This is a genomic window from Arthrobacter gandavensis, from assembly GCF_039528575.1.
Classification (GTDB): domain Bacteria; phylum Actinomycetota; class Actinomycetes; order Actinomycetales; family Micrococcaceae; genus Arthrobacter_B; species Arthrobacter_B citreus_B.
The window spans coordinates 1,386,684-1,413,295 of the sequence record NZ_BAAALV010000002.1 but is presented as its reverse complement, the minus strand read 5'-3'; the positions used below and the strand labels follow the sequence as shown (position 1 = coordinate 1,413,295).

24 protein-coding genes are annotated in these 26,612 nt (G+C 65.1%); 6 read left to right on the top strand and 18 right to left on the bottom strand.

All coding sequences use genetic code 11. From position 1 onward, the window contains the following. Positions 1-20: 20 nt before the first annotated feature. From atpA to ABFX29_RS09820, 9 genes are all read right to left on the bottom strand, one after another. Positions 21-1,658 (bottom strand): F0F1 ATP synthase subunit alpha, encoded by a 1,638-nt coding sequence (gene atpA, locus ABFX29_RS09860; protein ID WP_152227000.1) that lies wholly within the window; start codon positions 1,656-1,658, stop codon positions 21-23. A gap of 101 nt (positions 1,659-1,759) precedes the next feature. Further along, positions 1,760-2,575 carry a F0F1 ATP synthase subunit delta gene (locus ABFX29_RS09855; protein WP_152226998.1) on the bottom strand — a complete coding sequence of 272 codons (816 nt, stop codon included), beginning with the start codon at positions 2,573-2,575 and terminating at the stop codon, positions 1,760-1,762. Then, positions 2,575-3,126, bottom strand: a complete 552-nt coding sequence (locus tag ABFX29_RS09850) for a F0F1 ATP synthase subunit B (protein WP_152226996.1) — start codon at positions 3,124-3,126, stop codon at positions 2,575-2,577. The genes ABFX29_RS09855 and ABFX29_RS09850 overlap by 1 nt, the downstream gene beginning before the upstream one ends. Positions 3,127-3,171: 45 nt before the next feature. Beyond that, entirely contained in the window at positions 3,172-3,387 is a 216-nt protein-coding gene (gene atpE, locus ABFX29_RS09845; RefSeq protein WP_146361523.1) for an ATP synthase F0 subunit C, read from the bottom strand. Between the two features lie 70 nt (positions 3,388-3,457). After that, a complete protein-coding gene (atpB, locus tag ABFX29_RS09840; RefSeq protein WP_152226994.1) occupies positions 3,458-4,264 on the bottom strand; it encodes a F0F1 ATP synthase subunit A in 807 nt (268 codons plus the stop codon). A gap of 94 nt (positions 4,265-4,358) precedes the next feature. Further along, a complete protein-coding gene (locus ABFX29_RS09835; protein ID WP_152226992.1) occupies positions 4,359-4,634 on the bottom strand; it encodes an AtpZ/AtpI family protein in 276 nt (91 codons plus the stop codon). Between the two features lies 1 nt (position 4,635). After that, a complete protein-coding gene (locus tag ABFX29_RS09830) occupies positions 4,636-5,115 on the bottom strand; it encodes a hypothetical protein (RefSeq protein WP_152226990.1) in 480 nt (159 codons plus the stop codon). 146 nt (positions 5,116-5,261) lie between these two features. Continuing rightward, complete coding sequence (locus ABFX29_RS09825) at positions 5,262-6,266, bottom strand: MraY family glycosyltransferase (protein ID WP_152226988.1); 1,005 nt, start codon at positions 6,264-6,266, stop codon at positions 5,262-5,264. Beyond that, positions 6,266-8,191 carry a polysaccharide biosynthesis protein gene (locus ABFX29_RS09820; protein WP_152226986.1) on the bottom strand — a complete coding sequence of 642 codons (1,926 nt, stop codon included), beginning with the start codon at positions 8,189-8,191 and terminating at the stop codon, positions 6,266-6,268. Before ABFX29_RS09820 ends, ABFX29_RS09825 begins: the two co-directional genes overlap by 1 nt. A 179-nt stretch (positions 8,192-8,370) precedes the next feature. On the opposite strand from ABFX29_RS09820, the gene ABFX29_RS09815 reads away from it, so the two are divergent. The 3 genes from ABFX29_RS09815 to ABFX29_RS09805 are packed head-to-tail and all read left to right on the top strand — an operon-like array spanning position 8,371 to position 11,256. Then, positions 8,371-9,270, top strand: a complete 900-nt coding sequence (locus ABFX29_RS09815) for a glycosyltransferase (RefSeq protein ID WP_152226984.1) — start codon at positions 8,371-8,373, stop codon at positions 9,268-9,270. A gap of 1 nt (position 9,271) precedes the next feature. Continuing rightward, positions 9,272-10,288 (top strand): glycosyltransferase, encoded by a 1,017-nt coding sequence (locus ABFX29_RS09810; protein ID WP_246167322.1) that lies wholly within the window; start codon positions 9,272-9,274, stop codon positions 10,286-10,288. Further along, entirely contained in the window at positions 10,285-11,256 is a 972-nt protein-coding gene (locus tag ABFX29_RS09805; RefSeq protein ID WP_246167319.1) for an NAD-dependent epimerase/dehydratase family protein, read from the top strand. The genes ABFX29_RS09810 and ABFX29_RS09805 overlap by 4 nt, the downstream gene beginning before the upstream one ends. A gap of 67 nt (positions 11,257-11,323) precedes the next feature. On the opposite strand, the gene ABFX29_RS09800 is transcribed toward ABFX29_RS09805, so the two are convergent. The 9 genes from ABFX29_RS09800 to argS form a co-directional block, all read right to left on the bottom strand. Further along, positions 11,324-12,061, bottom strand: coding sequence for an L-threonylcarbamoyladenylate synthase (locus tag ABFX29_RS09800; RefSeq protein WP_152226980.1), 738 nt, complete (start codon positions 12,059-12,061; stop codon positions 11,324-11,326). A 4-nt stretch (positions 12,062-12,065) separates the two neighbouring features. Next, entirely contained in the window at positions 12,066-12,941 is an 876-nt protein-coding gene (gene prmC / locus ABFX29_RS09795) for a peptide chain release factor N(5)-glutamine methyltransferase (RefSeq protein WP_152226978.1), read from the bottom strand. Positions 12,942-12,948: 7 nt separating this feature from the next. Then, on the bottom strand, positions 12,949-14,028 hold the full coding sequence (prfA, locus tag ABFX29_RS09790; protein ID WP_152226976.1) for a peptide chain release factor 1: 1,080 nt from the start codon (positions 14,026-14,028) through the stop codon (positions 12,949-12,951). 182 nt (positions 14,029-14,210) lie between these two features. After that, complete coding sequence (gene rho / locus ABFX29_RS09785) at positions 14,211-16,334, bottom strand: transcription termination factor Rho (protein WP_152226973.1); 2,124 nt, start codon at positions 16,332-16,334, stop codon at positions 14,211-14,213. Positions 16,335-16,820: 486 nt separating this feature from the next. Then, on the bottom strand, positions 16,821-17,792 hold the full coding sequence (gene thrB / locus ABFX29_RS09780; RefSeq protein ID WP_152226971.1) for a homoserine kinase: 972 nt from the start codon (positions 17,790-17,792) through the stop codon (positions 16,821-16,823). 12 nt (positions 17,793-17,804) lie between these two features. After that, positions 17,805-18,929, bottom strand: a complete 1,125-nt coding sequence (gene thrC / locus ABFX29_RS09775) for a threonine synthase (protein ID WP_152226970.1) — start codon at positions 18,927-18,929, stop codon at positions 17,805-17,807. A gap of 4 nt (positions 18,930-18,933) precedes the next feature. Beyond that, positions 18,934-20,232: a homoserine dehydrogenase gene (locus ABFX29_RS09770; RefSeq protein WP_152226968.1), complete on the bottom strand. Its 1,299-nt coding sequence runs from the start codon at positions 20,230-20,232 to the stop codon at positions 18,934-18,936. A 23-nt stretch (positions 20,233-20,255) separates the two neighbouring features. Beyond that, positions 20,256-21,677 (bottom strand): diaminopimelate decarboxylase, encoded by a 1,422-nt coding sequence (gene lysA, locus ABFX29_RS09765; protein ID WP_152226966.1) that lies wholly within the window; start codon positions 21,675-21,677, stop codon positions 20,256-20,258. A 6-nt stretch (positions 21,678-21,683) separates the two neighbouring features. After that, complete coding sequence (argS, locus tag ABFX29_RS09760) at positions 21,684-23,333, bottom strand: arginine--tRNA ligase (protein WP_152226964.1); 1,650 nt, start codon at positions 23,331-23,333, stop codon at positions 21,684-21,686. Positions 23,334-23,509: 176 nt separating this feature from the next. On the opposite strand from argS, the gene ABFX29_RS09755 reads away from it, so the two are divergent. Genes ABFX29_RS09755 through ABFX29_RS09745 form a run of 3 tightly spaced genes read left to right on the top strand, consistent with a single transcriptional unit; the run spans position 23,510 to position 26,421 of the window. Next, positions 23,510-24,028 carry an FMN-binding protein gene (locus tag ABFX29_RS09755; RefSeq protein ID WP_152226962.1) on the top strand — a complete coding sequence of 173 codons (519 nt, stop codon included), beginning with the start codon at positions 23,510-23,512 and terminating at the stop codon, positions 24,026-24,028. A gap of 9 nt (positions 24,029-24,037) precedes the next feature. Beyond that, a complete protein-coding gene (locus ABFX29_RS09750; protein ID WP_152226960.1) occupies positions 24,038-24,907 on the top strand; it encodes an FAD:protein FMN transferase in 870 nt (289 codons plus the stop codon). Continuing rightward, positions 24,904-26,421 (top strand): FAD-dependent oxidoreductase, encoded by a 1,518-nt coding sequence (locus tag ABFX29_RS09745; protein WP_152226958.1) that lies wholly within the window; start codon positions 24,904-24,906, stop codon positions 26,419-26,421. The genes ABFX29_RS09750 and ABFX29_RS09745 overlap by 4 nt, the downstream gene beginning before the upstream one ends. The last annotated feature ends 191 nt before the right edge of the window (positions 26,422-26,612 follow it).

Sequence of the window (26,612 nt, the reverse complement as noted above, 5' to 3'; positions counted from 1 at the left end):
GCCGCGGAACTCTAAGGGCGCTAGCGCTTCTGCTTGACGATCTTTTCCTGGTCGACTGCATCCTCGTCCAGAGCCGAAGCTTCTTCGTGGCCGGCGGCAACCATGCGGTTGTCACCTTCGCCGAAGAAGCCCTGCTTGAAGTTGGTGATGAGCGTCTTGAGTTCGTCAACCGTTGAATCTTCGAGCTTGTTGGTCTCGGCCAGAACGGTCATGACCTTCGAAGAGTGGCGGACGTGGTCAAGGAACTCGGATTCGAATCGGCGTACATCTTCCACCGGAACGTCATCGAGGAAGCCGTTCGTACCGGCCCAGATGGAGACAACCTGGTCTTCAACGGGGAACGGTGCGTACTGGCCCTGCTTGAGCAGTTCCATCAGGCGTGCGCCGCGGGTCAGCTGCTGGCGGGAAGCCGCATCCAGGTCCGAGGCGAACATGGCGAATGCCTGCATGTCGCGGTACTGGGCCAGTTCCAGCTTCAACGTACCGGAGACCTTCTTCATGGCCTTCTGCTGTGCTGCACCGCCAACGCGGGAGACAGAGATACCAACATCCACGGCGGGGCGCTGGTTGGCGTTGAAGAGGTCCGACTGCAGGAAGATCTGGCCGTCGGTGATGGAGATGACGTTGGTCGGAATGTAGGCCGAAACGTCGTTTGCCTTGGTTTCGATGATCGGCAGGCCGGTCATCGACCCTGCACCGAGCTCGTCGGAGAGCTTTGCGCAGCGCTCCAGCAGGCGGGAGTGCAGGTAGAAGACGTCGCCCGGGTAGGCTTCGCGTCCCGGCGGGCGGCGCAGCAGCAGCGAAACGGCGCGGTAGGCTTCAGCCTGCTTCGAGAGGTCATCAAAGATGATCAGGACGTGCTTGCCGCCGTACATCCAGTGCTGGCCAATGGCCGAACCGGCGTACGGTGCCAGGTACTTGAAGCCTGCGGGGTCAGATGCCGGGGAGGCCACGATGGTGGTGTACTCCATGGCGCCTGCATCTTCGAGGGTCCGCTTGATCTCGGCGATCGTGGAAGCCTTCTGGCCGATGGCCACGTAGATGCAGCGCACCTGCTTCTCAGTGTCGCCCGAGGCCCAGTTGGCCTTCTGGTTCAGGATGGTGTCGACGGCGATCGCGGTCTTGCCGGTCTTGCGGTCACCAATGATCAGCTGGCGCTGGCCGCGGCCGATCGGGATCATCGCGTCGATGGCCTTCAGGCCGGTCTGAAGCGGCTCGTGAACCGACTTACGCTGGGTAACACCCGGTGCCTGGAGTTCCAGTGCACGGCGTGCCTCAGCCTGGATCGGACCCATGTCATCCATGGGCTCGCCCAGGGGATCGACGACGCGGCCCAGGAAGGCATCCCCAACGGGGACGGACAGGACTTCACCGGTACGGTGAACTTCCTGGCCTTCTTCAATGCCGGCAAAGTCGCCAAGGACAACGACACCGATTTCACGGGTGTCGAGGTTCTGGGCCAGGCCCAGCGTGCCGTCCTCAAACCGAAGCAGCTCGTTCGCCATTACGGAGGGCAGGCCCTCCACACGGGCAATGCCGTCGCTGGCGGTGGTTACGCGGCCAACTTCAACGCGCTCTGCGTTTCCGGGTTCGTAGGACGCCGCAAATTCATTCAACGCATTACGGACGTCGTCGGCGTTGATGGTCAATTCGGCCATCTGCAGTCCCTGCTCTCCTATGTTGTGATCATCGCTTCGTGCCGATGACCTTCGATTGGTTCTCAAATGTTTCTCATGGCCCGGTAAGCCACAAAAGGTGGCTAAACCGCGAGCTTCCGGCGCAGTTCCGACAAACGGGTCACCACGGTGGAATCGACGACTTCATCGCCCACCGTAACCCGGATGCCACCGACGATCGAGGGATCAACGGTTGCGTTGATCTTCAGCTCGCGGCCGTACAGGGCGTTCAAGGACGCCTGCAGACGTGCGCGCTGCTCATCGGTGAGCGGCCGGCTGGTCCGCACTTCGGCGATCCACCGCTGCTGCCGTCCGGCAACCAGTTCCAGGAACCGGGTTACCAGGGCAGTTGGGCGGAGTCCGCGCGGAGCGGTGACAGCCTGACGGATCAGTACCTTTGCAGCGTCAGAGCTGCCGGGCACCAGTTTCTCTGCCAGCTCTGCCCGCGCCTGCAGGCTTGCCTGCGGGTTGGACAGTGCTCGCTGCACCTCATGGCTGGACGCCACGGTCTCGTTGAAGGCGAAGAGATCGCCCTCAAGTTCTTCAAGGCCGGCGGAACCCGGTCCCTTGTTTTCCGCGACCGCGGAGACAACCGTTGCAGCCAGGGTTTCCAGAGCATCCCCGAGGTCGCGCGGTGTGCGCCACCGGGATTCAACCAAAGAAGCAACAATCTGCTCGGCGTCGGCCGAAACCTTGCCGCCAACCAGTTTGGAGACCAGGGCTGCCTTCTCATGGCCGTCACGAGCCGGATCAGTCAGGGCCCGCAGCAGGCCGGTCTGGCCGTCCAGGAGGCCCAGGATTCCAAAGAGTTCCTCGGCAAGGCCGAGGGTCGCGTTGGGAAGGCGTGCTTCCAACTGACCCTGGGCCGCTGCCAGTGACTCGCTCGATATACCTGCCATTACTGAACCGCACCTGCGTTCTGCGAGGTTTCCAGCTCATCCAGGAAACGGTCGACCACGCGTGCGGAGCGTGCGTCGTCGGCGAGGGACTCGCCAACGATCTTGCTTGCCAGCTCGGTGGCCAGGGATCCGACCTCGGCGCGGAGCGAGACAACTGCTGCCTGGCGCTCTGCTTCGATGGTCACCTGGGACTGTTCCATGATGCGTGCCGATTCGGCAGCAGCCTTTGCCTTCAGGTCGGCGAGAATCTGAGCGCCTTCAGCGCGCGCTTCCTCACGGATCCGGTTGGCTTCGGTGCGTGCGTCAATCAGCTGCTGCTTGTACTCGTCGAGGGCAGCGCTGGCTTCAGCCTGTGCTGCCTCGGCCTTGGCAAGTCCGCCTTCGATGGCCTCGGTACGTTCTGCATACGTCTTCTCGAACATCGGGACGACGAACTTGACGACGATGAACATCAGCACGGCGAAGCCAAGCAGTGTTACCAGGATCTCCCAGATGTTTGGGATCAGAGGATTAGCGCCTTCAGCGGCGGCGAGGATTACTGCCTCGTTCATTTCTCATCCGTCCTATCTACTTGGTGTGGGAAATACGCGCTGACGTTAGAGGACGAACGCGAAAACCAGACCAAGGATGGCGAGGGCTTCGGTCAGGGCCAGGCCCAGGAAGGCGATCGGCTGCAGCACGCGCTGTGCTTCGGGCTGGCGTGCAACACCGTTGATGTAAGCGGCGAAGACGAGGCCCACACCAATTGCACCACCGATTGCCGAGAGGCCGTAGCCGATGAGGTTCAGGTTGCCGTCGATGGAGATTTCCATTATGGATGTTCCTTTCAAGATGCCCGCGGGCAGGTTGTTTGGTTCAGGGGTTTCCCCGCAAGGGGAGGTTTTAGTGCTCCGCGGCTGCTACTGAGCCTTGGATGTAGATCGCAGTCAGCAGGGTGAACACGTAGGCCTGCAGGCACTGGATCAAAACTTCGAACAAGAACATTCCGACGCCGCCAACCAGGGTCAGCGCACCGAGCGGCTTCAGCAGGCCTTCGGCCTCCAGCAGCAGGAACTCGGTGCCCGAAGCGGCGAGCATGATGATCAGGTGCCCTGAGAGCATCGTGGCGAAAAGTCGGAGGCTGTGGGTGATCGGGCGGACCAGGAAGGTCGAGATGATTTCGATCAGGACCACCAGCGGAAGGATGAACACCGGAACACCGGAAGGAACGGTGGCGTACTTGAAGTACTTGATGCCGTGCTTCTTGATGCCCAGGATGATCCAGGTGAAGTACACGATGGCGGCCAGCGCGTACGCCGTGCCCACGTGGGAGGTGGTCGGCAGCTGGGCCAGCGGGATGCTGCCCCACAGGTTGTTGAGCAGGATGAAGAAGAACAGCGAGAACAGCAGCGGAACGAACGGACGGAAGTCCTTCTCACCGATGATGTCGCGGCCGATCGAGTTGCGGACCAGGTTGTAGCTGAACTCGCCCAGGAACTGCAGCCGGCCCGGAACGAGCTGCCGCTTCCGTGCGGCAGCAATAAAGAACCAGCTGATCAGGGCAACGGACAGCAGGATAAGCAGCATCTGCTTTCCAAAGCCCTCGCCGTATTCGGCGCCCCAGGGAAGGATCTCAGGGAGGTGCATTTCTTCGAGGGTTGGTGCAACAAACCCCTCTTCATTGGCGGCGGGAAGCGCAAGCGCGATCAACGCGTTTCCTCTCTGCTTTGTCCATCGTTGGGCATTTCATTGGCGGGGGCATGTGTTATGCATCCGTTTACTAAGTTGTGTGACATTGCTTCGTCTAACCCTCATCCGGCCGCTCTCCGCCCGTGGGCGGTTTTGGCTTAGTGGAAGTGAGCCCGTGGGCGGCGGCGACGTAAAAACCGCTCAGCCCGCCCAGGGCGATACCTGCAAAAAGAATCCAGCGGGTCCCCAGAAGACTGTCCAGCCCCCACCCTATCAAACCAAGGGCAATGATTCCGGACAGGACATATTGGAGGATTGCGCGGCGCTTACTCAGCGGCGCTTCAAACGCTGCGGGAACCTGTCCGGGCGCATTCTTCTTTGACTTGGCCACGTCAGGCTCCTCTCAGTGAATTGTCGGTGTTTGGAGGCGCATCGGAGAATATAAGCTGCCGGGTGCGTGAAAAGGCGCGAATCTCCGCTGCCTGCCAGATTATGACGGTGCCAAGGGCAGCGGCGGCGAACCAGGTTCGCTCCAGCCAGTCGGGGACGCCGATAACCAGGAGTCCGGCAGCGAAACCAACGACCTTGAAGGCGTACGTTACGGCGAACATGCCTATGGCACCTGACGGGTTCTTCCGTCCCACGACGTGGCCGACCAGCAGGCTCAGGCCGAAGAACAGGGCGATGATGGCCCAGCCGGCGGCAACGCTTGCTGCGCCCGCAGGACCCGGGCCCGCAAACGCCGCTGCTGCGGCGGCAGCAGCAGGGACTCCGGTCCAGACAAGGGATGTGCGCAGGATGCGGAGCCACGGTGCCTCCGTGGGCCCGGAAGCACTGATCCGCTTAGCGCGTGCGCCGTCGGCTTGGCTCATGGCTGCAGGATCATCCTTGTGCTGTGGGGAAAAAGATAGTGCGGACGCAGCTTTGTACGTCGCAACGCTTGAATTCTACAGTACATAGAACTGCACCGTGACATCCATGCGAACGGCGCAGGTGCTGCCCGGTGCCCGGCTGGGCATCAGGCGCGTGCCCGCTGCCGGAGGCGGGCGGCGATCCTCGGCGACGCCAGATACAAGCCGGCGACAGCTGTCACGAAGACCGTTCCGGCAGCCGTTACTCCCCATCCGGATCCGCCCGTAACAAGGCCGGTAACACCGATGAGCACGGTGCAGAGGGTGACCAGGGACGCAGACTGGACGTGGCTGAAACCCTCATCTGTCAGCCGCTGGTAGACGTGCTGGCGGTGGGCGGCATACCACCTCTCGCCGCGCCAGATCCTGCGCACCAGGGTCGTGAAGGCATCCAGCAGGTAGATCAGGATCGGGAACAGCAGGTATTCGACGTAGACGCCGGCCAGGAAGGCTGCCACGGCGGTGCCGGCGATGGCAGACCCCAGCAGGTAGCTGCCGACGTCGCCCATGAAAACCGACCCGCGGCCCAGGTTCCAGGGCAGGAAGGCCGCGAAGGCGGCAGCGATGACCGCCCCTGCGGCAATGAGCCAAACCTGGTCCGAGAGGACGCCGGCCACGGCATAGAGAACTCCGACTGCCAATCCGTGCAGGCCGGAGATGCCGTTGACCCCGTCCATGAAGTTGGCGACGTTGATGTAGCCGGCAATGACGAGCGTTCCCACGGGGATCCACCAGAAGCTCTGCCCCAGTGCGGCGGCCAGCGCAGTCGTTCCGGCTGCCCCGATAGCCAGCTGCAGGCCGAAGCGGACCACGACGGAAAGCCCGCGGAAGTCCTCCACCCAGCCCAGCAGTGCTGCCGAAGCGATGATGCCGATCAGCAGGAGGAGCAGTGAGCGGTCAACCGCCACGTAGCCGGTCAGCAGCGCCATTCCAAGCCCGAGCAGCACTCCGGCCGCGATGGTGGCACCCACTCCCCTGATGACGGTCTTGGTGTGGGAGGAACGTTCGTTGGGCACATCCACTACGCCCAGCCGGCGAAGCAGCGGGATGAACGCGAAGGGCAGCAGCAGGCTCACCAGAAACGCGGTTGCTGCCGAAGCGGCAAGTGCCATCAGCCGGTCCGCCGATCGCCCTGCCCGGCTGAGGGTCCGTCCTGGATATCGGCAAGTCGCAGGGCCGCCGTATCAGGAAGCGGGAAGAGGGCGGTGGCTGCTCCCCCTGCGGTCTCCGCAGCGGCCACCGGTCCGAAGCCGCACCGCCGCAGCCAGTCCTCGGCGTCCAGGTCCTCCGGGTCCAGGACGGCAACGGAGGCATGAGAGATCTTGGGGTGGAGCGGCCTGGAATCGTCTTCTCCCGTGCCCACCAGGATCTCGTGGAGCTTTTCGCCCTTCCGGAGTCCTGTGAAGACAATCTCGATGTCCTTTCCGGACATGGCGATCATGCGGCGTGCAACGTCCAGGATCTTCACCGGCTCGCCCATGTCCAGGATGAGCACCTCTCCCCCGCGTCCGATTGCGCCGGCCTGGATCACCAGCTGGCAGGCCTCGGGGATGGTCATGAAGAAGCGGGTAACCTCAGGATCCGTGACCGTTACCGGCCCGCCCTGGCGGATCTGTTCGGTGAACAGCGGCAGCATGGACCCCCGGCTGCCGATCACGTTTCCGAACCGCACCGAAACGAAACGGCGTCCGCTGCGCCCCGCCATCCACGCAGTGAGTTTTTCTGCCACGCGCTTTGAATGCCCCAGGACGGTTGTGGGGTTCGCTGCCTTGTCCGTGGAGATGTTCACAAAGTGGCTGACGCCTGCCTTCTGGGCCGAGCGCAGGACATTCGCCGTGCCAAGGACATTGGTCTTCCATGCCTCCAGCGGGTATTGCTCCAGGAGCGAGACGTGCTTGAGCGCCGCAGCATGGAAAACGACGTCGGGGCGGCGCTGGGCAAAAATCTCGTCCAGGGCCCGCGCGTCGCGGATGTCCGCAAGGACCGTGTCCCGCCCGTTGAGCAGGCCCTGTCCGGTTATTGAAAGCTGGGTGAGCTGGAGGCCGGTCTCATCGCGGTCCACCATGATCAGCTCGCTGGGTTCGAACGCCGTGATCTGCCGGCAGAGCTCGGAACCGATCGACCCTCCGGCGCCGGTGACCAGCACCTTCTTGCCCTTGAGGTAGCCGGCTACCTCGTCCACGTGGATGTCCACTGGGCGGCGGCCAATAAGGTCCTCGACGGCCACTTCGCGGAAGTCGGTCAGTCCGGCTCCTGACCCCTTGGCCAGCATGTCCCGAAGCGGCGGAAGCACCATCACCCGTAGGTTCAGGCCTTCAGCCTGGTCGGTGACCTGGCGGACCTGGGCGGCATCGGCGTCGGCGATTGCAATGATGAGCACGGTGGCGCGGGTCCGCTGCGTTGCCTCACGCAGGTCCGTGAGCTTTCCCACCACGGGAACGGTACCGAGCCGCAGGTGCTTCTTGGCAGGATCGTCGTCGATCAGGCCTACGGGGAAGTACGGCGAATCCGGATCGTTCATCATCCGCGTCACCAGGGAGTTGCCCAGGAAGCCTGCACCGTAAATCAGCGTCCGGTGTGCCTCCTCGCCGGGGCGGGCCTTGCTCTCCACATACATCCGCTTCATGTAGCGGATCGCAGCCATGAAGAGGCAGGCGAAGGGGAACGCCAGCACGCCGGTACTGCGGGGAATGTCGATCGCGAGGCCAAAGAGCGCACTGACCAGGACCAGGATTGCCGAGACCACAATCGTGACCACCGCCAGCAGGCGCATCTCGTGGAAGCTGCCGAAGCTGTACCGCCCGCGGTAGAGGGCAAATGAATACCCGACCACCAGCTGGGTCACCACGGCCACGCCGCAGAACGCAGCCAGGCCGGACACGTTGATCTCGTCGACGGACAGCTCGTAACGCAGGATCAGCGCCAGGACAATGGCCACCACCCAGGCCAGTGAGTCCAGCACATATTGGGACCAGAGCCAGAGCGCCGGCTTCTCTTCCCTGACCGGGGTGGTTCTGTCCCTGCTTGAATCGTTCATAGTCCTCAGCGGGCCTGCGCCCGGTTCGTGTCTAGGTTGTAAGCGGTCCTGCCGTGCCGCAGGCACGGCAGGGCGTCCAATCCGGTGTAATAGACTGAATTCTATTCAGCATACTAACTGCACCCCCTTGAACGTCCGGCACCGCCGGGGTATTCGGGCGGAGCCTTGAAAGGATCGTCTTGCCGGAATCAGTGGCCGTGGCAGCGGTGACATTTGACCGCCCCGATGACGTCAAGACCCTTCTCGGGGCCCTTGCCGCACAGTCCGCCGGTATCTCTTCCGTGGCGCTGGTTGACTCCGGCAAGAGCCCGGTCAAGGATATCGCCGAGTCTTCCGCGGCCAACGTCAACTACGTGCGTTCGGAGACGAACCTGGGCGGCGCGGGCGGTTTCTCCCTCGCTATCCTCACCGCGATGGCCTCCGGTGCGGACTGGATCTGGATCATGGATGATGACGCGCATCCGGAAGACCCGGGCTGCCTGCAGGCACTGATCGACGGCGCCAACGAACGCGGGCTGGACGTCATCCTTCCGCTCGTGGTTGCTCCCGGGAAACCAGACACGCTCTCCTTCCACTTCCGCATTGACGGCCGCCTCACCCATGACCGGGCGGAGGTCGCCAAGGCCGGATTCATCCCCGGCGTGGGCCACTTCTTCAACGGTGCGCTGATCCGCCGCGATGTTTTCTTCCGCGTTGGCCTGCCCGACCTCAAGCTCTTCATCCGCGGCGATGAGACGGATTTCATGATTCGGCTTCGCAAGGCGGGCATTCCCTTCGGCACCCTGACCACGGTGGCACTGAGTCACCCGGCTGCCTGGTCCGAGGTCCGGGAGATCCTTGGCGGGCGCCTGCATGTCCTGGTCCCCGACACCGAGTTCAAGCGCTTTTTCTTCTACCGCAACCGCGGTCACCTTACGCGCAAGTACAAGCGGGTCCGGTCCCTCGCTGCGGACGCGGTGGGCTACCCCGTCCACTTCGCACGCACCCGTGACCTGCGCGGGTTCCGGTCCTGGCTGCGCGCCTACGCCGGCGGTTTCCGCGGCAGCATGTTCGGCCCGCCGTCCGACCATGGTTTCTAGCGTGTCAGCGACGGCAGCGGGAATTGACGGCCTGGCGCTGGTAATCGTGACTTTCAACAGGTCCGGCTACCTGCGCGGCCTGCTGGAGTCCGTGGCTGCACTGGACCCTGCACCGGAGCTGGTTGTGGTGGTGGACAACGCCAGCACCGATGACACCGCCGCTTATCTCAAGTCCGCTGCAGACGGGTTCCCGGTGCCGCTGACGGTGTGCACCCTCACAGAGAACACCGGAGGTTCAGGCGGTTTCGCTGCGGGCATCGAGGCTGCACTGGATCTGGGCGCCGAATGGCTCTGGCTGATGGACGACGACGTCGAAGCCCTCCCGGGTGCCGTGGCCGCACTGGCAAAGTGGACCGGAACATACGACTGCATCCACGGCAGGCGTTATGACGAAGCAGGGAATCCGTTCTTCTGGCAGCACAGGTTCATTCCGCTGCTGGGCATGCATGTGCCCGTCCGCGGCAACGTCTTCCGGGACAGCGCGGCCTTTGACACCAACGTGGGCTGCTTTGAGGGCATGCTCATCAATGCTGCGGCCGTGCGCGAGATCGGGCTTCCGGACCGCCGGTACTTCATCAACGGAGATGATGAGATCTACGGCTGGCTCGCGTCCCGGAACCACAAAGTCGCCTACGTCAACGATTTTGTACTCCGCAAGGTGCGGCCGCAGAAGCAAATCGACCTGGGCATCCGGCACCTGAATGACTCGAGCGACCTCAGCCGTTTCTGTGCCATGCGGAACCGGGGGCACACTGCCGGCTACCTGCGCCATCACGGCCAGTTCAACCGCGCCGGGTTCGCGGCCGGCACCGTCCTCACGGCAGCCAAGGAACTTCTGCGGCTCGCGGCCGTGGAACGCCGGCTCCGCGGCGCCGGCAGCCTGTGGCGGGGCTGGCGTGAATCCCGGGCCATCCTCAGGGATTCCCGGTGGCAGCCTATGCCGCCGCTGGCGGAGACCAGGCCCGGCGGCCCCGACGCATCCCCGCATCCCGGAACCGGCAGGACAGTTATCCCTTGAGCAGCAGTACACCCGCCAGCCACGCCCCCGAGCCCATCTGGGCTGTCCTCGGAGCCAGCGGTTTCATCGGCAGCTCCCTGGAAGAGGCCCTGACCCGCGCCGGCGTTACCGTGCGTTTCGTGAAGGCTCCCCGGCTTAGCGCCCGGTCCTCGGATGCTTCGGGCATTCTTGCTGAGGCGGCTGCGCTCCGGGACGTCCGGCAGGACCTTTCCGGTGAACTGGCCGGGGTCGACGTCGTGATCAACGCAGCAGGCCTGGCCACACCCACCGGTGCCGACTCCCCCGAGCTGCGTGGTGCCAACGCATTGCTGCCGGTGGTCATCGCCGATGCCGCGGACGACGCCGGTGCCAGGCGTTTTATCCATCTCAGCAGTGCCGCCGTGCAGGGCCACCGTCCGCTGCTGGATGAGAGCCCGCAGGTGGAGCCGTTTTCTGCCTATTCCCGTTCCAAGGCGCTTGGTGAGGCCGCACTGGCAGCACGGGCGCCCGGAACGTGCCAGGTGACCAGTCTTCGCGCCACCTCAGTCCAGGGCGCGTCCCGCCAGACAACGGCGTCGCTTGTCCGCGTCGCCTCCACTCCCCTGTCCTCCGTTGCCGGACGGGGGGAGTCCCCCAGCCCGGTAAGCTCCGTGGATGCCCTGTGCGCCTTTGTGCTCGCCGCCGGACGGTATTCCGGCAGCGTGCCGCCGGTCATCCTGCAGCCGTGGGAAGGGGCAACCGTGGCCTCCGTGCTGAGCGCGGCCGGCGGACGCCGTCCGCTTCACCTGCCTGTCTGGCTATGCCGCGCTGCGCTGCGGGCCGGCTACCTTGTTTCGGGGCTGCTCGGTGAGCGGCTGCACGGAACGCTTCGCCGGGTGGAAATGATGTGGTTTGGCCAGCGGCAGGAGCCGGGCTGGGCCGAGGCTACCGGGAACGTACCCGCTCCGCGGGTCCATCAGGTCCTCGAAGCGGCCCGGAAGCGCGCCTAGGCAGCAGCCCTCACGGACTGCTGCCTTCCGGCACGTTCCCCGGGGAGCCGCGGCTCCGGACGGGGTCCTAGGACTGGGGTGATGCCTGGGTTTCGGTGCCGGCGTCGGCAGGCTCGCCGGAAAGGGCAGCCTGGGGAGCAGGCTCTTCGCCCAGCCCCAGCACTGAGGGGACCACGGCCCGTAGTTCGTCCAGGCTGACCGCGCCGTCGCGCACTACCCGCAGAACGGAACCCGTAGCGTCCACGATCGTCGACGGAATTCCTTCGCTGCCTTCGGCGGGACGCGGGCCTGCCTCCAAATAGACTTCCACGGACTCGGCCAGCTGGGCCTGCGCCTCAGCCGCGGTCTGCGCGGCGGGCTGCCCCGTGCGGTTGGCTGAAGAGACAGCCATCGGTCCGGTCAGGGCCAGGAGGTCCAAGGCAATCTCGTCGTCGGGCATCCGCAGCGCCACGGTGCCCTTGGTGTCCCCCAGGTCCCAGGTCAGCGAAGGCTGCGCATGGAAAATCAAGGTGAGCCCTCCCGGCCAGAAGGCTTCAGCCAGGGCACGGGCCTCGTCGGAAACATCAACGGCCAGTCCGTCCATAGTCTGCAGCCGGGGCACCAGGACGGGCGGCGGCATTGATCGTCCACGGCCCTTTGCTGCCAGCAGCGTTGCCACCGCCTGGGGCGAGAAGGCATCGGCGCCGATGCCGTACACGGTGTCGGTGGGGAGCACAATGCACTGCCGGTTGGCGATGGCCTGCTGTGCGGCCGCTAGTCCGGCACTGCGGGTATCAATATCTGAGCAGTCAAAGCTGGTGGTCACGGGCTTATTCTTTCACGTCATGAAGGGTGGTTGGGGCTGCTGACCTGACTGCCGAGGTCGCCCGGGGGCGGTCGTTCAGGTCCGTATGGGACGCGATGTCCTGCCATGCGGGATCCGATGCCAGGAGTTCGGCAATTGTTCCGGCCTGCACCTCGGCATGCTCCATCACGAAGTATCCGCCCGGGCGCAGGAGCCTCGCGGCGGTGCGCGCGGCAGCGGCGGGAAGCTCCATCCCGTCTGCTCCCCCGCCGTACAGCGCCATGGCAGGATCGTGCTGCGCTGCCTCGGGTTCGTTGGGCACTGCGTCCGCCGGAATGTAGGGAGGGTTGGAGGCAACGACGTCGAACGTTCCGTCCTGTTCGGCCAGCGCCGTCCGCAGGTCGCCTTCGAGCACCTGCACACCGAGGGGTTCAAGGTTCTTGCGGGCCCAGGCGAGGGCCAGCGGACTCAGTTCCACCGCAAGGACCTGGCTTCCCGGCACCTCCGCGGCCACCGATCCGGCAATTGCACCGGACCCTGTGCCAAGGTCCGCGACCCTGGCCGGCGCCGGCACCAGCAGTGCTTGGTCGATGGCCAGCTGCGCCACGGTTTCAGTCTCCGGGCGCGGCACGAAGACACCGGGCCCAACAGAGAGTTCCAAGCGGCGGAAGTAGGCCTTCCCCGTGAGGTGCTGCAGCGGAATGCGGCGGGTCCGTTCGGCAACCAGCTCCGGGTAGCCTTCGGGAGCTTCGGCATCCGTGAAGGCAAGCGCCTTCACCCTGCCAACGCTTTCGCCGAGCAGGTGCGCAGCCAGCAGCTCCGCATCCACCCGCGGGCTGGGCACGCCGGCAGCGGCCAGTTCCGCAGTGGCGTTCCGCAGGGCCGTCTCCAGGGAGGGCATGCGTTGCCTAGGCTTCGTCGCCGATTGCGTCCAGGCGGGCCTGCTCATCCATTTCGATGGCTGCCTGGACAACGGCTTCCAGGTCACCGTTCATAACGGTGTCCAGGTTGTAGGCCTTGTACCCGGTGCGGTGGTCCACAATCCGGTTTTCCGGGTAGTTGTAGGTGCGGATGCGCTCGGAGCGGTCCATGGTGCGGATCTGCGACTTGCGGATGTCCGAGTTCGCGGCGTCGATCTTTTCCTGCTCGTGTGCCAGGATCCGGGAACGGAGCACACGCATGGCAGCTTCGCGGTTCTGCAGCTGGGATTTCTCGTTCTGCATTGCCACCACGATTCCCGTGGGCAGGTGGGTGATGCGCACGGCGGAGTCTGTGGTGTTCACGGACTGGCCGCCGGGGCCGGAAGACCGGTACACATCGATCTTGAGGTCGTTCTGGCTGATCTCGACTTCTTCGGGCTCATCCACTTCGGGCAGTACCAGCACGCCGGCGGCCGAGGTGTGGATCCGGCCCTGCGATTCGGTGACGGGAACACGCTGGACGCGGTGCACGCCGCCTTCGTACTTCAGGCGGGCGTAAACACCTTCGGCCGGGTCGTTGGAGGAACCCTTGATGGCCATGGAGACGTCCTTGTAACCGCCAAGGTCCGATTCTGTAGCGGAAATGATCTCGGTCCGCCAGCCGCGGTGCTCGGCGTAGCGGGTGTACATGCGCAGCAGGTCGCCGGCGAACAGGGCAGCTTCGTCGCCGCCTTCACCGCCCTTGACCTCGATGATGACGTCGCGGCCGTCGTTGGGGTCACGCGGAATCAGCAGGCGGCGCAGCTTTTCCTGGGCTTCGGCCAGCTGGTCCTTGAGGACAGGAACCTCAGCCGCGAACTCGGGATCCTCGGCCGCCATTTCCTGGGCGGCAGCGAGGTCGTCTTCCAGGCCGTGCCAGGAGTTGTAGGCATCGACGATACGGCTCAGTTCGGCATAACGCCGTCCCAGCCGGCGGGCCAGGCCCTGGTCCGCGTGCACGGCGGGATCGGAGAGCCGCATCTGGAGTTCAGCGTGCTCATCCAGCAGTCCCTGTATGGACTCAAACATTGTTTTCCATTCCTTCTTCGCACCGTGGGATGCGCGCTGTTGTACGCGGATCCCGCTGCTGTCTTAGAACCATTCTCGCCCTGCACTGCACCTGGAGATAATCGGGCTGCCGTTAACTGCCAAGCCGCCCAGGCCCCGGGTCCTCCGAAGAGGGCCGGGGCATGAGCGGCTAGGTAAGGCAGCTAATCGTTCTTAGTGCCCAGGGTGGTCTTCTGCACCTGCATCAGGAACTCTACGTTTGACTGCGTTTCCTTGATCTTGCCGGTGAGGAGCTCGAGTGCCTGCTGGGTATCAAGACCGGAGAGGACGCGGCGCAGGCGCCACATGATCTTGACCTCTTCAGCGGAGAGCAGGTTCTCTTCGCGGCGGGTGCCCGAGGCGTTGACGTCCACGGCGGGGAAGATGCGCTTGTCCGCGAGGTTGCGGGAAAGGCGCAGTTCCATGTTGCCGGTGCCCTTGAACTCCTCGAAGATGACCTCGTCCATCTTGGAACCGGTCTCAACCAGAGCAGTTGCGAGGATGGTCAGCGAGCCGCCGTTTTCGATGTTGCGGGCAGCACCGAAGAAACGCTTCGGCGGGTACAGGGCCGAAGAATCGACACCGCCGGAGAGGATACGGCCCGACGCGGGAGCAGCCAGGTTGTAGGCACGGCCCAGACGGGTCATGGAGTCCAGGAGGACCACGACGTCGTTGCCCATTTCCACGAGGCGCTTGGCCCGCTCGATGGCGAGTTCGGCGACCGTGGTGTGGTCATCGGCGGGACGGTCGAAGGTGGAGGCAATGACCTCGCCCTTGACCGTGCGCTGCATGTCGGTGACTTCTTCGGGACGTTCGTCCACGAGGACCATCATCAGGTGCACTTCGGGGTTGTTGATGGAGATCGCGTTGGCGATCGCCTGGAGGATCAGCGTCTTGCCTGCCTTCGGCGGGGAGACGATGAGGCCGCGCTGGCCCTTGCCAATCGGTGCAACCAGGTCGATGACGCGGGGGCCGATCACCTTGGGCGAGGTCTCCAGGCGCAGGCGCTCGGAGGGGTACAGCGGAACCAGCTTGTTGAACTCAACGCGGTCCTTGTTGTCCTCGGCCGGCTTGCCGTTGACGGAGGTCAGGCGGACCAGCGCGTTGAACTTCTGGCGCGCAGTGTTGCCCTGGTTCTCTCCCTCACGGGGTGCACGGATGGCGCCAACGACGGCGTCGCCCTTGCGCAGGTTGTACTTCTTGACCTGGGCGAGGGAGACGTAGACGTCGTTCGGTCCGGGCAGGTAACCGGAGGTACGGACGAATGCGTAGTTCTCCAGGACGTCCAGGATGCCAGCGACGGGCAGCAGCACGTCGTCTTCGGTGACCTCGACGTCGTCAACCTCGGGGCCGCGGTCGCGGTTGCGGCGCCGCTCGTTGCGGTCGCGGAACCGGTCGTTGCGGTCGCCTCGGTCATTGCGGTCGTTCCGGTTGCGGTTGCGGCGGTTGCGTCCGCTGCGGCTGTTGTCGTCACCGTCGGAATCGCGGTTGTCCCGGTCGCTGCGGCTGTTCTCGCGGTCGTTCCGGTTATTTTCGCGGTCGTTCCGGTTGTTTTCGCGGTCATTGCGGGAGTTGTCCCGGTTGTTCTCGCGGTCATTCCGGTTACCGTCGCGGTCGTTCTTCTCGCTGCGGTCGTTGCGGTTGCGGCTGCGCCCTGAACGCTCGTTCCGGTCATCCTCACGGGATTCGCGGGGCGCTTCGCCCTTCTCGGCCTTGTCCTGCGTCGAGGCTGCCTCGGAGGTGGCCTCTTCAGCGGTGTTCTCGCTGTCGCTGCGTCGGTTGCGGCGGTTCCGGCCGCGCTCGCGCTGGCCTTCTTCACGGCCGCTTTCATGCACCGGTGCGGCTGCCGGCGCTTCGGCGGGCGCAGCTTCAGCAGTTTCGCTGGCGGCAGGAGAGACGACGCCGTCGCTCGCTGCACGGCGGTTGCGGTTGCGGGTGCGGGACGGACGCTCAGCGCTCTTCTCGCCCTCAGCAGCGGCCTCAGCCGGTGCTGCGGCTTCCTTGACCGGGCGCTCAGCCACGGCCTTGTCCGCCTGCGGAGCCTCGGCCTTGGAACCGCGGACCGGACGGTCTGCTACTGCCCCGCCGCGCTGGTGGTTCGAAATGGCGGTAACCAGGTCGCCCTTGCGCATGCGGGATCCGCCGGTGATGCCCAGCTGGCCGGCCAGTGCCTGCAGCTGTGCAAGCTTCAGGCCGGCAAGGCCGGAGCTCTTGGAATTCGATTCACCGTTGGAACCGGCGGATGCTGATGAGTCCACACCTGCAGTCAGGTCGGTGGTATCTGTCACGAAGGATCCTTCCCCCTCGTCGGGCGGTCCGGCGTGGATGCCGGCCGCGTTGAATGGCCCTGGGACCGATGATCTGACATGCGGTCCAGGGTTCACCTGCTGCGGGGAATCCCGGCAACGGTGAATCTGCTGGTGCCTTGGTTGGAGAGTCCACGGGAGCTACGGCAGCTAAGCTGCCGGAAAACGCGTGGATCGGATAATCGTTCGACTGACCGTTTCTTGGCAGTCTCCGGAAGGCTACACCGATGCTTGCATTTCCGCGGGTGGACTTTACCCTGCCGTCCGAATCGTTATGAAGGCTGCTTTGCTGCCAGCACCTGGGCTGGAAGCTGCAGAACAGTCAACAAATCCGGTCATAAGGAGCAAGCCACGGTGGTCCACAGAATGGGACGACCTGCCGGTGGAAGCACAAATACGGTCGTATACCGATTCTCATATCGATACATGTACCAATACATGTCCCGATACATGTATCGGTTACGGCATTTACCGCTGGTGCAGTACCACTCTAGCACCATCTCGGTCCACGCCAAGCCGAAGCACACGCCAATTTCCGCTGTTTTCCCCACTGAGGTGCGCAGCGAGGAAGGCTTCGGCGGCATCGGCCTGCTCCGCTCCGGCGGCCAAGGTCATCACAGTGGGGCCGGCTCCGGAAACGACGGCAGCGAAACCTGCGGCGCGCAGGGCGGTAATCAGCTGCGCACTGGGTGCCATGGCCGGTGCCCGGTACCCCTGGTGCAGGAAGTCTTCGGTTCCTTCACTCAGCAGCGACGGGTCCGCGGTGAGGGCCTGCATCAGCAGCGCCGCCCGGCCGGAGTTCGCTGCCGCGTCGCGGTGCGGAACCATGGCGGGCAGCAGTCCGCGGGCACTTTCGGTGGAAAGCTCCGTGGCGGGGACGGCAGCCACCGGGATGATGTCCGGATGCACTTCCGCGCGGACGGACCGGAAAATGCCCTCCTGTTCCCAGGAGACCGCCAGCGCACCGGCAAGGGCAGGCGCCACGTTGTCCGGATGTCCTTCCAGGGCGGAACAGGCATGCAGCAGGCCAGCCGCGTCAAGGCGCGCGGAAGGCGGCAGCAGGGCGTTGCCTGCCAGCACGCCGGAGACGATCGCCGACGCCGAGGAGCCAAGTCCGCGCCCATGCGGAATGACGTTCTCGCATTCGAGCTCGAAACCTCCCGCGGCGTATCCTGCGCGCCGGATGGTGTCCACGATGGTCCGGGCCACGAGGTGGGTTTCGTCCGTGGGCAGCACTGCCGCGCCCTCGCCGGCCACCCGGACCCGAATCCCGTCAGAGTCCGTGGTGCGCACCCGGACGGTGTCATACAGCGTGACGGCCAGGCCCAGTGAATCGAAGCCCGGCCCCAGGTTTGCACTGGTGGCCGGGACCCGGACGCTGAGGTCCTGGCCTGCGGCAACCCGGGCACCCGAAGCGGCATCCGCCTTCTGGATTTCCACCTGCAGGCCCGGCTAGCGGGCTTCAGCCGGGGCGGACTCTTCCAGCCCCAGGGCAGCGGCCACGCTGACGACGTCGAAGTCCACCTTGGTGGGTTCAACATCCGAACCGTCCGCGGTGCGCAGCGCCCACTGCGGGTCCTTCAGCCCGTGCCCGGTGACCGTGATGACGATTTTCTTCCCCGTGGGTGCTTCGCCGGCGGCGTGCTTCTTGAGCAGGCCGGCGACGCCGGCTGCGGAAGCCGGTTCCACGAAGACACCTTCGCGGGAGGAGAGCCAGCGGTGGGCTTCGAGGATCTCGGTGTCCGTGACGGCTTCGATCAGTCCGCCGGATTCGTCGCGGGCGGCAATCGCCTGGTCCCAGGAAGCCGGGTTGCCGATCCGGATGGCAGTGGCAATGGTGTCCGGATCGGTGACCGGGTGGCCCTTGACCAGCGGAGAGGCGCCTTCGGCCTGGAAACCCCACATGACGGGGGTCTTGGTCGCAACCGGTGCCAGCTCGGTGCCGGCCTGGTTGGTCCACGGCTGGGCGTACTCCTGGTAACCGCGCCAGTAGGCGGTGATGTTGCCCGCGTTGCCCACCGGGAGCAGGTGGTAGTCGGGGGCGTCGCCGAGGTAGTCAACAACCTCGAAGGAGGCGGTCTTCTGGCCTTCGATGCGGGCCGGGTTCACGGAGTTGACCAGGAACACCGGGTACGCCTCGGCCAGTTTGCGGGCCACCTCAAGGCAGTTGTCGAAGTTGCCGTTGACCTGGAGCAGCTGCGCGCCATGGGCAATTGCCTGGCTGAGCTTGCCCATGGAGATCTTGCCGTCCGGCACCAGCACGGCACAGGTGAGGCCGGCCTGGGTTGCGTAGGCGGCAGCGGAAGCGCTGGTGTTGCCGGTCGAGGCGCACACAACGGCCTTCGCGCCGGCTTCCACGGCAGCGGTCATGGCCATGGTCATGCCGCGGTCCTTGAACGAACCGGTCGGGTTCATGCCTTCGACCTTGAGGTACACCTCGTTGCCGGTCAGCTCGGACAGGGCCTTCGCATGGACCAGCGGGGTGCCGCCTTCGCCGAGGGTAATAACTTCGGTGTTCTCGGTTACCGGCAGACGGTCGGCATATTCGCGGATAACGCCGCGCCATTGATGAGCCAAGGTTCTAGACCCCTTCTACCCGCAGGACGGATGTGACTGAATTGATGACGTCCAGGCCCTTGATGGCCTCGACGGTGGCCGCCAGGGCGGCCTCGGGTGCGCGGTGGGTGACAAAGCGCAGCTCGGCGGTGGCGCCGGCTGCGTCAGTGTGGCTCTTCTGGCGCATGGTTTCGATCGAGACGCCGTTTTCGGCAAAGACCCGGGCGACGGCGGAGAGGACGCCGGGTGCGTCTGCGACGTCAAGTCCAATGCTGTAGCTGGTGGTGACCTTCTCCAGCGGCAGGGCGGGAACGTGCCCGGAGGCAGCTTCCACTCCCATATGGCCACCCAGGACGAGGCGGCGGGCAACGGTGACGACGTCGCCCATCACTGCCGATGCCGTGGGAGTGCCGCCGGCACCCTGGCCGTAGAACATGAGCTCTCCGGCGTTTTCCGCCTCGACGAAAACGGCATTGAACGCGCCGTGCACTGCGGCCAGCGGGTGCGTGCGCGGCAGGAGCGTGGGGTGGACCCGTACGCTGACGCCTTCGGCGCCGTCGTCCTCCAGCTTTTCGGCTATTGCCAGGAGCTTGATGACAAAACCGGCGTCCTTGGCAGCGGCGATGTCCGCCGCGGTGACCGCTGTGATGCCTTCGCAGGACACATTGGCCATTTCGAACGTGGTGTGGAACGCCAGTGAGGCCAGGATCGCACCCTTGGCTGCGGCGTCATGCCCTTCGACGTCCGCGGTGGGGTCGGCTTCGGCGTAGCCCAGCCGCTGTGCCTCTGCCAGCGCATCGGCGAACTGGGCGCCGGTGCTGTCCATGGCGTCCAGGATGTAGTTCGTGGTGCCGTTGACGATGCCCAGTACGCGGGTGATCCGGTCTCCGGACAGGCTGTCCCGGATCGGGCCAAGGATCGGGATGGCGCCGGCCACTGCAGCTTCGTAGGCCAGGCGGACGCCGGCGGCGTCGGCCTTCTCATACAGCGCGGCGCCGTCGGCGGCCAGCAGGGCCTTGTTCCCCGTGACCACGGACGCGCCGTGCCCGATCGCATGCAGGATCAGTGTGCGTGCAGGCTCCAGGCCACCCATAAGCTCAATGACAATGTCCGCAGACTCCACCAGCGATTCAGCGTCGGTGGTGAAAAGTTCGCGCGGAAGCTCGACGTCGCGGGGAGCCTCCGGGTTGCGGACGGCAATTCCGGCCAGCTCAAGCTTCGCTCCGGTGCGCGCCGTGAGGTCCGATGCGTCGTTCAGGAGAATCCGGGCCACCTGGGATCCCACGTTGCCGCACCCCAGCAGGGCCACCTTGAGGGTCTTCATTGCTTTGCGTTCTCCTATACCGGTCATGAAACGTCCCGCGCGAGCAGGTCTTCTTCGGTTTCGCCGCGGATAATCAGCCGCGCTGCGCCGTCCCGGACAGCCACGACGGGCGGACGGGCAATGTAGTTGTAGTTGCTCGACAGCGCCCAGCAGTATGCGCCGGTGCCGGGAACGGCCACCAGATCTCCGTGGTCAACGTCCGAGGGCAGATAAACATCCCTCACCACTATGTCCCCGCTCTCGCAGTGTTTGCCAACCACGCGCGAAATAACCGCGTCATGTTCCGAGGCACGGGAGGCCAGCACTGCGGAGTAGTCCGCGTCGTACAGGACGGGCCGGGCGTTGTCGCTCATGCCGCCGTCAACGGAGACGTAACGGCGTTCCGCGGAACCGCCGTCGGCGGTATCCACGCGCACCGTTTTGACGGTCCCGGCACGGTAGAGCGTAAACGTAGTGGGTCCCACGATCGCGCGGCCGGGTTCGATCGAGATCCGCGGTACGGAAAGTCCCAGGGTGGCGCAGGTGCCGGAGACGACGGCGGCCATTGCCGCAGCAATCTCTGCGGCCGGGCGCGGGGTATCAGCTTCCGTGTAGGCGATTCCATAGCCGCCGCCCAGGTCCAGTTCGGGCAGCTCGACGCCGTGCAGCGCCTTGACCTCGGCCAGGAAACCCAGCAGGCGGCGCGCGGCTTCCTCGAACCCTGCGGGGTCGAAGATCTGCGAGCCGATGTGGCTGTGCAGGCCCAGCAGCCGGATGCCCGGGTTCTCCAGTGCTGCAGCCACGGCGGCTGCGGCAGGAGAGACGCCGGTTTCCGGGTCGGCGGCCATGGACAGGCCGAACTTCTGGTCCTCGTGTGCCGTGGCGATGAACTCATGCGTATGGGCATGTACTCCGGGAGTCAGCCGCAGCATCACGTTGGCCTGCACGCCGCGGTCCTGTGCAATGGCGCCCAGCCGGTGCAGTTCCGGCAGGGAGTCCACCACAATGCGGCCCAGTTCCATGTCCAGCGCACGGTTCAGCTCGGCGTCGGACTTGTTGTTCCCGTGCAGCCCCAGCAAGGCACCGGGAATTCCCGCGCGGGCGGCAACAGCCAGCTCTCCTCCGGAACATGTGTCCAGCCGCAGCCCTTCCTGGGCTACCCAGCGGGCGATTTCAGTGCAGAGGAACGCCTTGCCGGCGTAGTAGACGTCCACTCCCCCGCAGGCATCGGCGAACGCCTCATCGAAGGAGTCCTTGAAGTCCCGGGCACGGGCCCGGAAGTCAGCCTCAGAGACGACGAACAGCGGCGTCCCGAATTCCTCGGCCAGTGCCGAGACGCGGATGCGGGAGATCTCCAGCTCGCCGTCCCGGCCGCGCTGGACATCGCGGGCCCACATATCCGGGCGCAGCGTATGTGAATCTTCGGGCCAGCTGAGCCACGCAGGTGCCAGCGGGGAAACGCTCATGGGTCCTTACATCCGTTCCGGCGCCGAGACGCCCAGCAGGTCCAGTCCGTTGGCCAGGACCTGCCGTGCAGCAGAGTTCAGCCACAGGCGGGTGCGGTTCACGTCGGTGACCTCTTCCCCGTTCTGCGGCGCGATGCGGCAGGCGTCGTACCAGCGGTGGTAGGTGCCGGCAATGACTTCCAGGTGCCGGGCGACGCGGTGCGGTTCGCGGAAGGTGCTGGCCTGGGCCACCACGCCGGGGTACTGGCCCAGGGCCGCGAGCAGCGCGCTTTCGGTCGGGTGGGACAGCAGGGCTGCGTCGAACGCGGAGTCATCCACGCCGGCGGCTTCGGCATTGCGGGCCAGGGCGTAGGTCCGCGCGTGGGCGTACTGGACGTAGAACACCGGGTTCTCGTTGCTGCGCTTGGTCAGCAGGTCCAGGTCAATGTCGATGTTCGAATCGGCGGAGAAGCGGGCCAGGGTGTAGCGGGCAGCGTCCACGCCGACGGCGTCAACCAGGTCCTCGAGCGTGACCACGGTGCCGGCACGCTTGGACATCCGGACCGGTTTGCCGTCCTTGACCAGGTTCACCATCTGGCCAATCAGCACCTCCACACACTCCGGGTCGTGCCCAAGAGCGGCCGCTGCGGCCTTGAGGCGCGCCACGTAGCCGTGGTGGTCGGCACCGAGCATGTAGACGTTCAGGTCGAAGCCGCGCTCACGCTTGTTCTGGATGTAGGCGATGTCCCCGGCGATGTAAGCGGCGTTGCCGTCCGACTTGATGACAACGCGGTCCTTGTCGTCACCGAACTCGGTGGAGTTCAGCCACCAGGCGCCATCCTTCTCATACAGGTTCTTGGATCCCTTGAGCTTCTCGAGCAGCATCTCGACCTGCCCGTTTTCGTGCAGGGAGTCCTCGTGGAAGTACACGTCGAAATCCACGCCGAAGTTGTGCAGGGATTCCTTGATGTCTCCGAACATGAGGTCCACGCCGATGGCACGGAAGCGCTCCTGCGCCTCGGCGTCGGGCAGTTCCAGGATGTTCGGTTCAACCGTGAGCACGCGGGAGGCGATGTCCTCGATGTACGCACCGGCGTAGCCGTCCTCCGGTGCCGGCTCGCCCTTGGCGGATGCCAGCAGCGAGCGGGCGAAGCGGTCGATCTGCGCGCCGTGGTCGTTGAAGTAGTACTCGCGGGTGACCTCCGCGCCCTGGGACTCGAAGACCCGGGCCAGGGCATCGCCCACGGCGGCCCAGCGGGTTCCGCCCAGGTGGATCGGGCCGGTGGGGTTCGCGGAAACGAACTCGAGGTTGATCCTGGTGCCGGAAAGGGCCTCGGAGCGGCCGTAGGCAGGGCCGGCTTCAACGATTGCCTTGGCAAGTTCGCCGGCGGCACCGGCGTCGAGGGTGATGTTCAGGAAGCCGGGTCCGGCGATGTCCACCTTCGCAACGCCGTCGATCTTCTCAAGCCGCGAAGAGAGGATTTCGGCGAACTGGCGGGGGTTCATGCCGGCCTGCTTGGAGAGCTGCAGGGCAATGTTGGTGGCCCAGTCGCCGTGGTCCCGGTTCCGCGGGCGCTCCACGCGCACGTCGGAGGGAAGCTCGATGCTGAAGTCACCCGCATCGATGGCGTCTTTGAGGCAGGCAGTTACGGCAGAGGAAAGTTCTTCAGGAGTCACCGGTTAAGCATAGCGGGGTGGCCCGCGCGGGCCTTATTCCTCCGTTTTGCGTCTGGCGGACTGCCGCACCCGGACGCGAATGTGTCCTGCAGCACAGCAGGGCACCGAAAGGCACACGGCAGCGTTGATGGGTTGTAATAAGAGGGGAAGACCCGCCTGCAATTGAAGGAGCATCCGTGAATTCCAAGAAACCGCTGCTAACTGCTGCCGCCGGGCTGGCACTGCTGGGAACCGCCGGCTGCGGATCCGCCGGAACGGCCCAGGACACCGCTCCCGACGAGGCAACGGGGGCTTCCACGCCCGCAGCGTCCAGTGGTACCGCGCCTAGTGGTACCGCGTCCAGTGGTACCGCGCCTAGTGGTGCTGTGTCCAGTGCTGCGGCGGCAATTGGCGGTGAGTACCAGGACGGTGAATACACAGCCAAGGGCAGCTATATTCCGCCGTCGAACACCAAGGAAGAGGTCACGGTCTCCCTGACCCTGAGCGACGGCGTTGTCACTGACCTGGAAGTCTCCACGTCCGGCAACCACCCGACGTCCAAGCGCTACCAGGCTGAATTCACTGACGGAGTCCAGCAGGAGGTCGTTGGAAAGCCCCTTGATGAGGTGAAGGTGGACAAAATCGCTTCTTCCTCGCTGACCAGCTCCGGCTTCAACAAGGCACTGGACGAAATCAAGAGCGAAGCCGCCCGCTAGAGGCCAGCCATGGAGTCCTGGGCATTCGAAGCGATTGGCACACAGTGGGAAATCAGCGCCGAGGCCCCGCTCGACGCCGATACCCGTGCGGCCGTTACCGGGCTTGTCTCCGAGTACGACCAGGCGCTCTCCCGCTTCCGCACCGACTCGATCCTGTCCGGGCTCTCACGCGGGGAAGGCACGGTATCCCTTCCCGGCTACACGGCGGAGTTGTTCTCCCTCTTTGATTCCCTGGACCGGCTGACCGACGGGCGGATGAACCCGCTGGTTGGAGGTTCGCTGGAACTTTTGGGCTACGGCCCCGGCTACCGGCTGACCCCGCAGGGTCCGGCTGCCGGTGCTCCGCCCTGGCCGGAGGCTGTGAGATGGGAATCCGGGGCCTCGGGCGATGTCCGCCTGAGCCTGGACCGCGCCGGGACGCTCGACGTCGGGGCTGCCGGGAAGGGCCACCTGGTAGACCTCGTCTGGGAACTGGTCACCGGACGCGGATATGCTTCGGTTGTGGTTGATGCCGGTTCCGACATGCGCCACTGCGGACCCGGCCTGCGGGTTGGGCTGGAGCATCCCTTCGACCCAAACCAGGCCATCGGCGTCGTGCACCTCCAGGACCGTGCCCTGTGTGCCTCCGCCACCAACCGCCGGGCATGGGGCAATGGCCTGCACCACGTCCTGGATGCCTCCACGGGCTTACCGGTCAAGGCCGTAGCTGCCACCTGGGTCCTTGCCCGGAACGCCCTGACGGCAGACGGCCTGGCCACAGCACTGTTCCTCACCGATCCTTCCGCTCTCGCTGCCGAGTTCGAATTCGACTACGTGCGAATGTTCTCCGACGGCAGGGCAGAGTATTCACCCGCAATGGCTGGAGTCCTTTTTTCATGACCGTTTCACTGAGCACTCCCTCCGCACGGCTGCAACGCCTGCTGGGCAAGATGAGCATGTACCGCATGCTGGTGGTACTGCTGCTGGCCATGGCCGCGTGGTCCTTTGTGCTCTCCCTTGCGGGGGCGCTTTTCTACACTCCGGCCGAGCTTGCGGCGACGCTGGCAACGGCGGTGGTCTCCACACTGATGGCAAGCCGGGTGATGGGGTTGCTATTCCGGACCTTCCCGCAAACGGATTCTGCCCTGATTACCGGGCTGCTGCTGTTCTTCCTCTTCTGGCCAACCACTGACGGTGTCCAGCTGGGCTGGATCGCGCTGGCGGCTCTGGCCGCGACGGCCTCGAAATACCTGCTGGTCTGGCGGCGGCGCCACATCTTCAACCCCGCTGCCGTTGGCGCCTTTGCCATGGGCGTCACGGGGCTGAACGCGCCGGTCTGGTGGGTGGCTGCACCGCTGATGCTCGTTGTGGTGATCCCGGCAGCGCTGCTGGTGCTTTACCGCAGCCGCCTGCTGCCGATGGCCGGAGTATTCGTTGCGGTGGCTGCGGGAATAGTCACGCTTCGCTTCGCTGCCGCGGGGGAACCGGTGCTGGAAGGACTCGCAACGGCGTTCACGTCCTATCCCGTCCTGTTCTTCGCCGGCTTTATGCTCTCCGAGCCGCTGACACTGCCGCCGCTGCGCTGGCAGCGCCTGGCTGAAGCCGCCGTCGTAGGCGTCCTGTTTGCCGTGCCGCTATCCGTGGGGCCGGTCTTTATGTCCCCCGAACTGGCCCTGCTGGTCGGCAACCTGCTTGCTTTCGCTGCCGGGCAGCGCGGCGGCATCTCACTGCGGCTTCGCTCCGCCCGGGACCTGACTCCGAGTTCGCGGGAGTTGGTATTCGAGCCCGAAAGGCCGCTGCGCTACACCCCCGGCCAGTACCTGGAGCTGAGCCTGCCGCATCCCAGCCCGGACGGCCGCGGACTGCGCCGGATCTTCAGCCTCACGTCCGATCCGGCAGACCCCGCGACCGTATCGGTGGCCCTGCGGGTGTCGGATCCGGGCAGTTCGTTCAAGACCAGGCTCCTGGCGCTGAAGCCGGGGGCCCGAATCTCTGCAACCTCCGTCGGCGGCGATTTCCAGCTCCCCCGTGATACTTCGCGCAAGGTCCTGATGGTGGCCTCGGGAATCGGCATCACCCCGTTCCTGAGCCAGCTGCGGTCCGCTGGTGCCAGGGACCGGGACATCGTGCTCGTTTACGCCGCTTCCTCTGTGGCGGAGCTGGCATATGCCGCGGAGCTCGCTGACCTTGGCGTCCGAGTCCTGGTGTGCACTCCCGCCGACCCGTCGATTCCGGGATGGGCCTGGCTGGGGGCGGGCCTGCCGGATGCCGCTTCCCTGTCCAAGGCGGTGCCCGACGCCGCCGAGCGGACCGCCTTTGTGGCCGGTTCGCCGTCGGCCGTTGCTGCTGCCCGAAGCGCCCTCAAGGGTGCCGGCGTGCGCCGGGTCCACACCGATCCGTTCCTGGGTTACTAACCTCCTCCTGATCCATCGAGAGGCCAGTTACGGCTCTTTTGCAGGCTGAAACGAGCCGTAACTGGCCTCTCGGCGGGTGGGGGCGGGGAAATGGTTTCCGGGCACCGGTAAGAACCTGCTAAGCTTCTTTAGTCCCTGCAGGACACACCGGTTACCCGGTGTCCCGCCCTCGTAGCTCAGGGGATAGAGCG

Bases quoted from the DNA above. Each gene is read 5' to 3' on its own strand.
- ABFX29_RS09770 (WP_152226968.1), bottom strand. From the start codon at position 20,232: ATGAAGACCCTCAAGGTGGCCCTGCTGGGGTGCGGCAACGTGGGATCC.
- prmC (WP_152226978.1), bottom strand. From the start codon at position 12,941: ATGCCCTCCCTGGAGACGGCCCTGCGGAACGCCACTGCGGAACTGGCC.
- ABFX29_RS09850 (WP_152226996.1), bottom strand. From the start codon at position 3,126: ATGAACGAGGCAGTAATCCTCGCCGCCGCTGAAGGCGCTAATCCTCTG.
- prfA (WP_152226976.1), bottom strand. From the start codon at position 14,028: ATGTTTGAGTCCATACAGGGACTGCTGGATGAGCACGCTGAACTCCAG.
- ABFX29_RS09825 (WP_152226988.1), bottom strand. From the start codon at position 6,266: ATGGCACTTGCCGCTTCGGCAGCAACCGCGTTTCTGGTGAGCCTGCTG.
- ABFX29_RS09820 (WP_152226986.1), bottom strand. From the start codon at position 8,191: ATGAACGATTCAAGCAGGGACAGAACCACCCCGGTCAGGGAAGAGAAG.
- lysA (WP_152226966.1), bottom strand. From the start codon at position 21,677: ATGAGCGTTTCCCCGCTGGCACCTGCGTGGCTCAGCTGGCCCGAAGAT.
- ABFX29_RS09855 (WP_152226998.1), bottom strand. From the start codon at position 2,575: ATGGCAGGTATATCGAGCGAGTCACTGGCAGCGGCCCAGGGTCAGTTG.
- ABFX29_RS09830 (WP_152226990.1), bottom strand. From the start codon at position 5,115: ATGAGCCAAGCCGACGGCGCACGCGCTAAGCGGATCAGTGCTTCCGGG.
- ABFX29_RS09745 (WP_152226958.1), top strand. From the start codon at position 24,904: ATGACCGTTTCACTGAGCACTCCCTCCGCACGGCTGCAACGCCTGCTG.
- atpA (WP_152227000.1), bottom strand. From the start codon at position 1,658: ATGGCCGAATTGACCATCAACGCCGACGACGTCCGTAATGCGTTGAAT.
- ABFX29_RS09750 (WP_152226960.1), top strand. From the start codon at position 24,038: ATGGAGTCCTGGGCATTCGAAGCGATTGGCACACAGTGGGAAATCAGC.
- atpE (WP_146361523.1), bottom strand. From the start codon at position 3,387: ATGGAAATCTCCATCGACGGCAACCTGAACCTCATCGGCTACGGCCTC.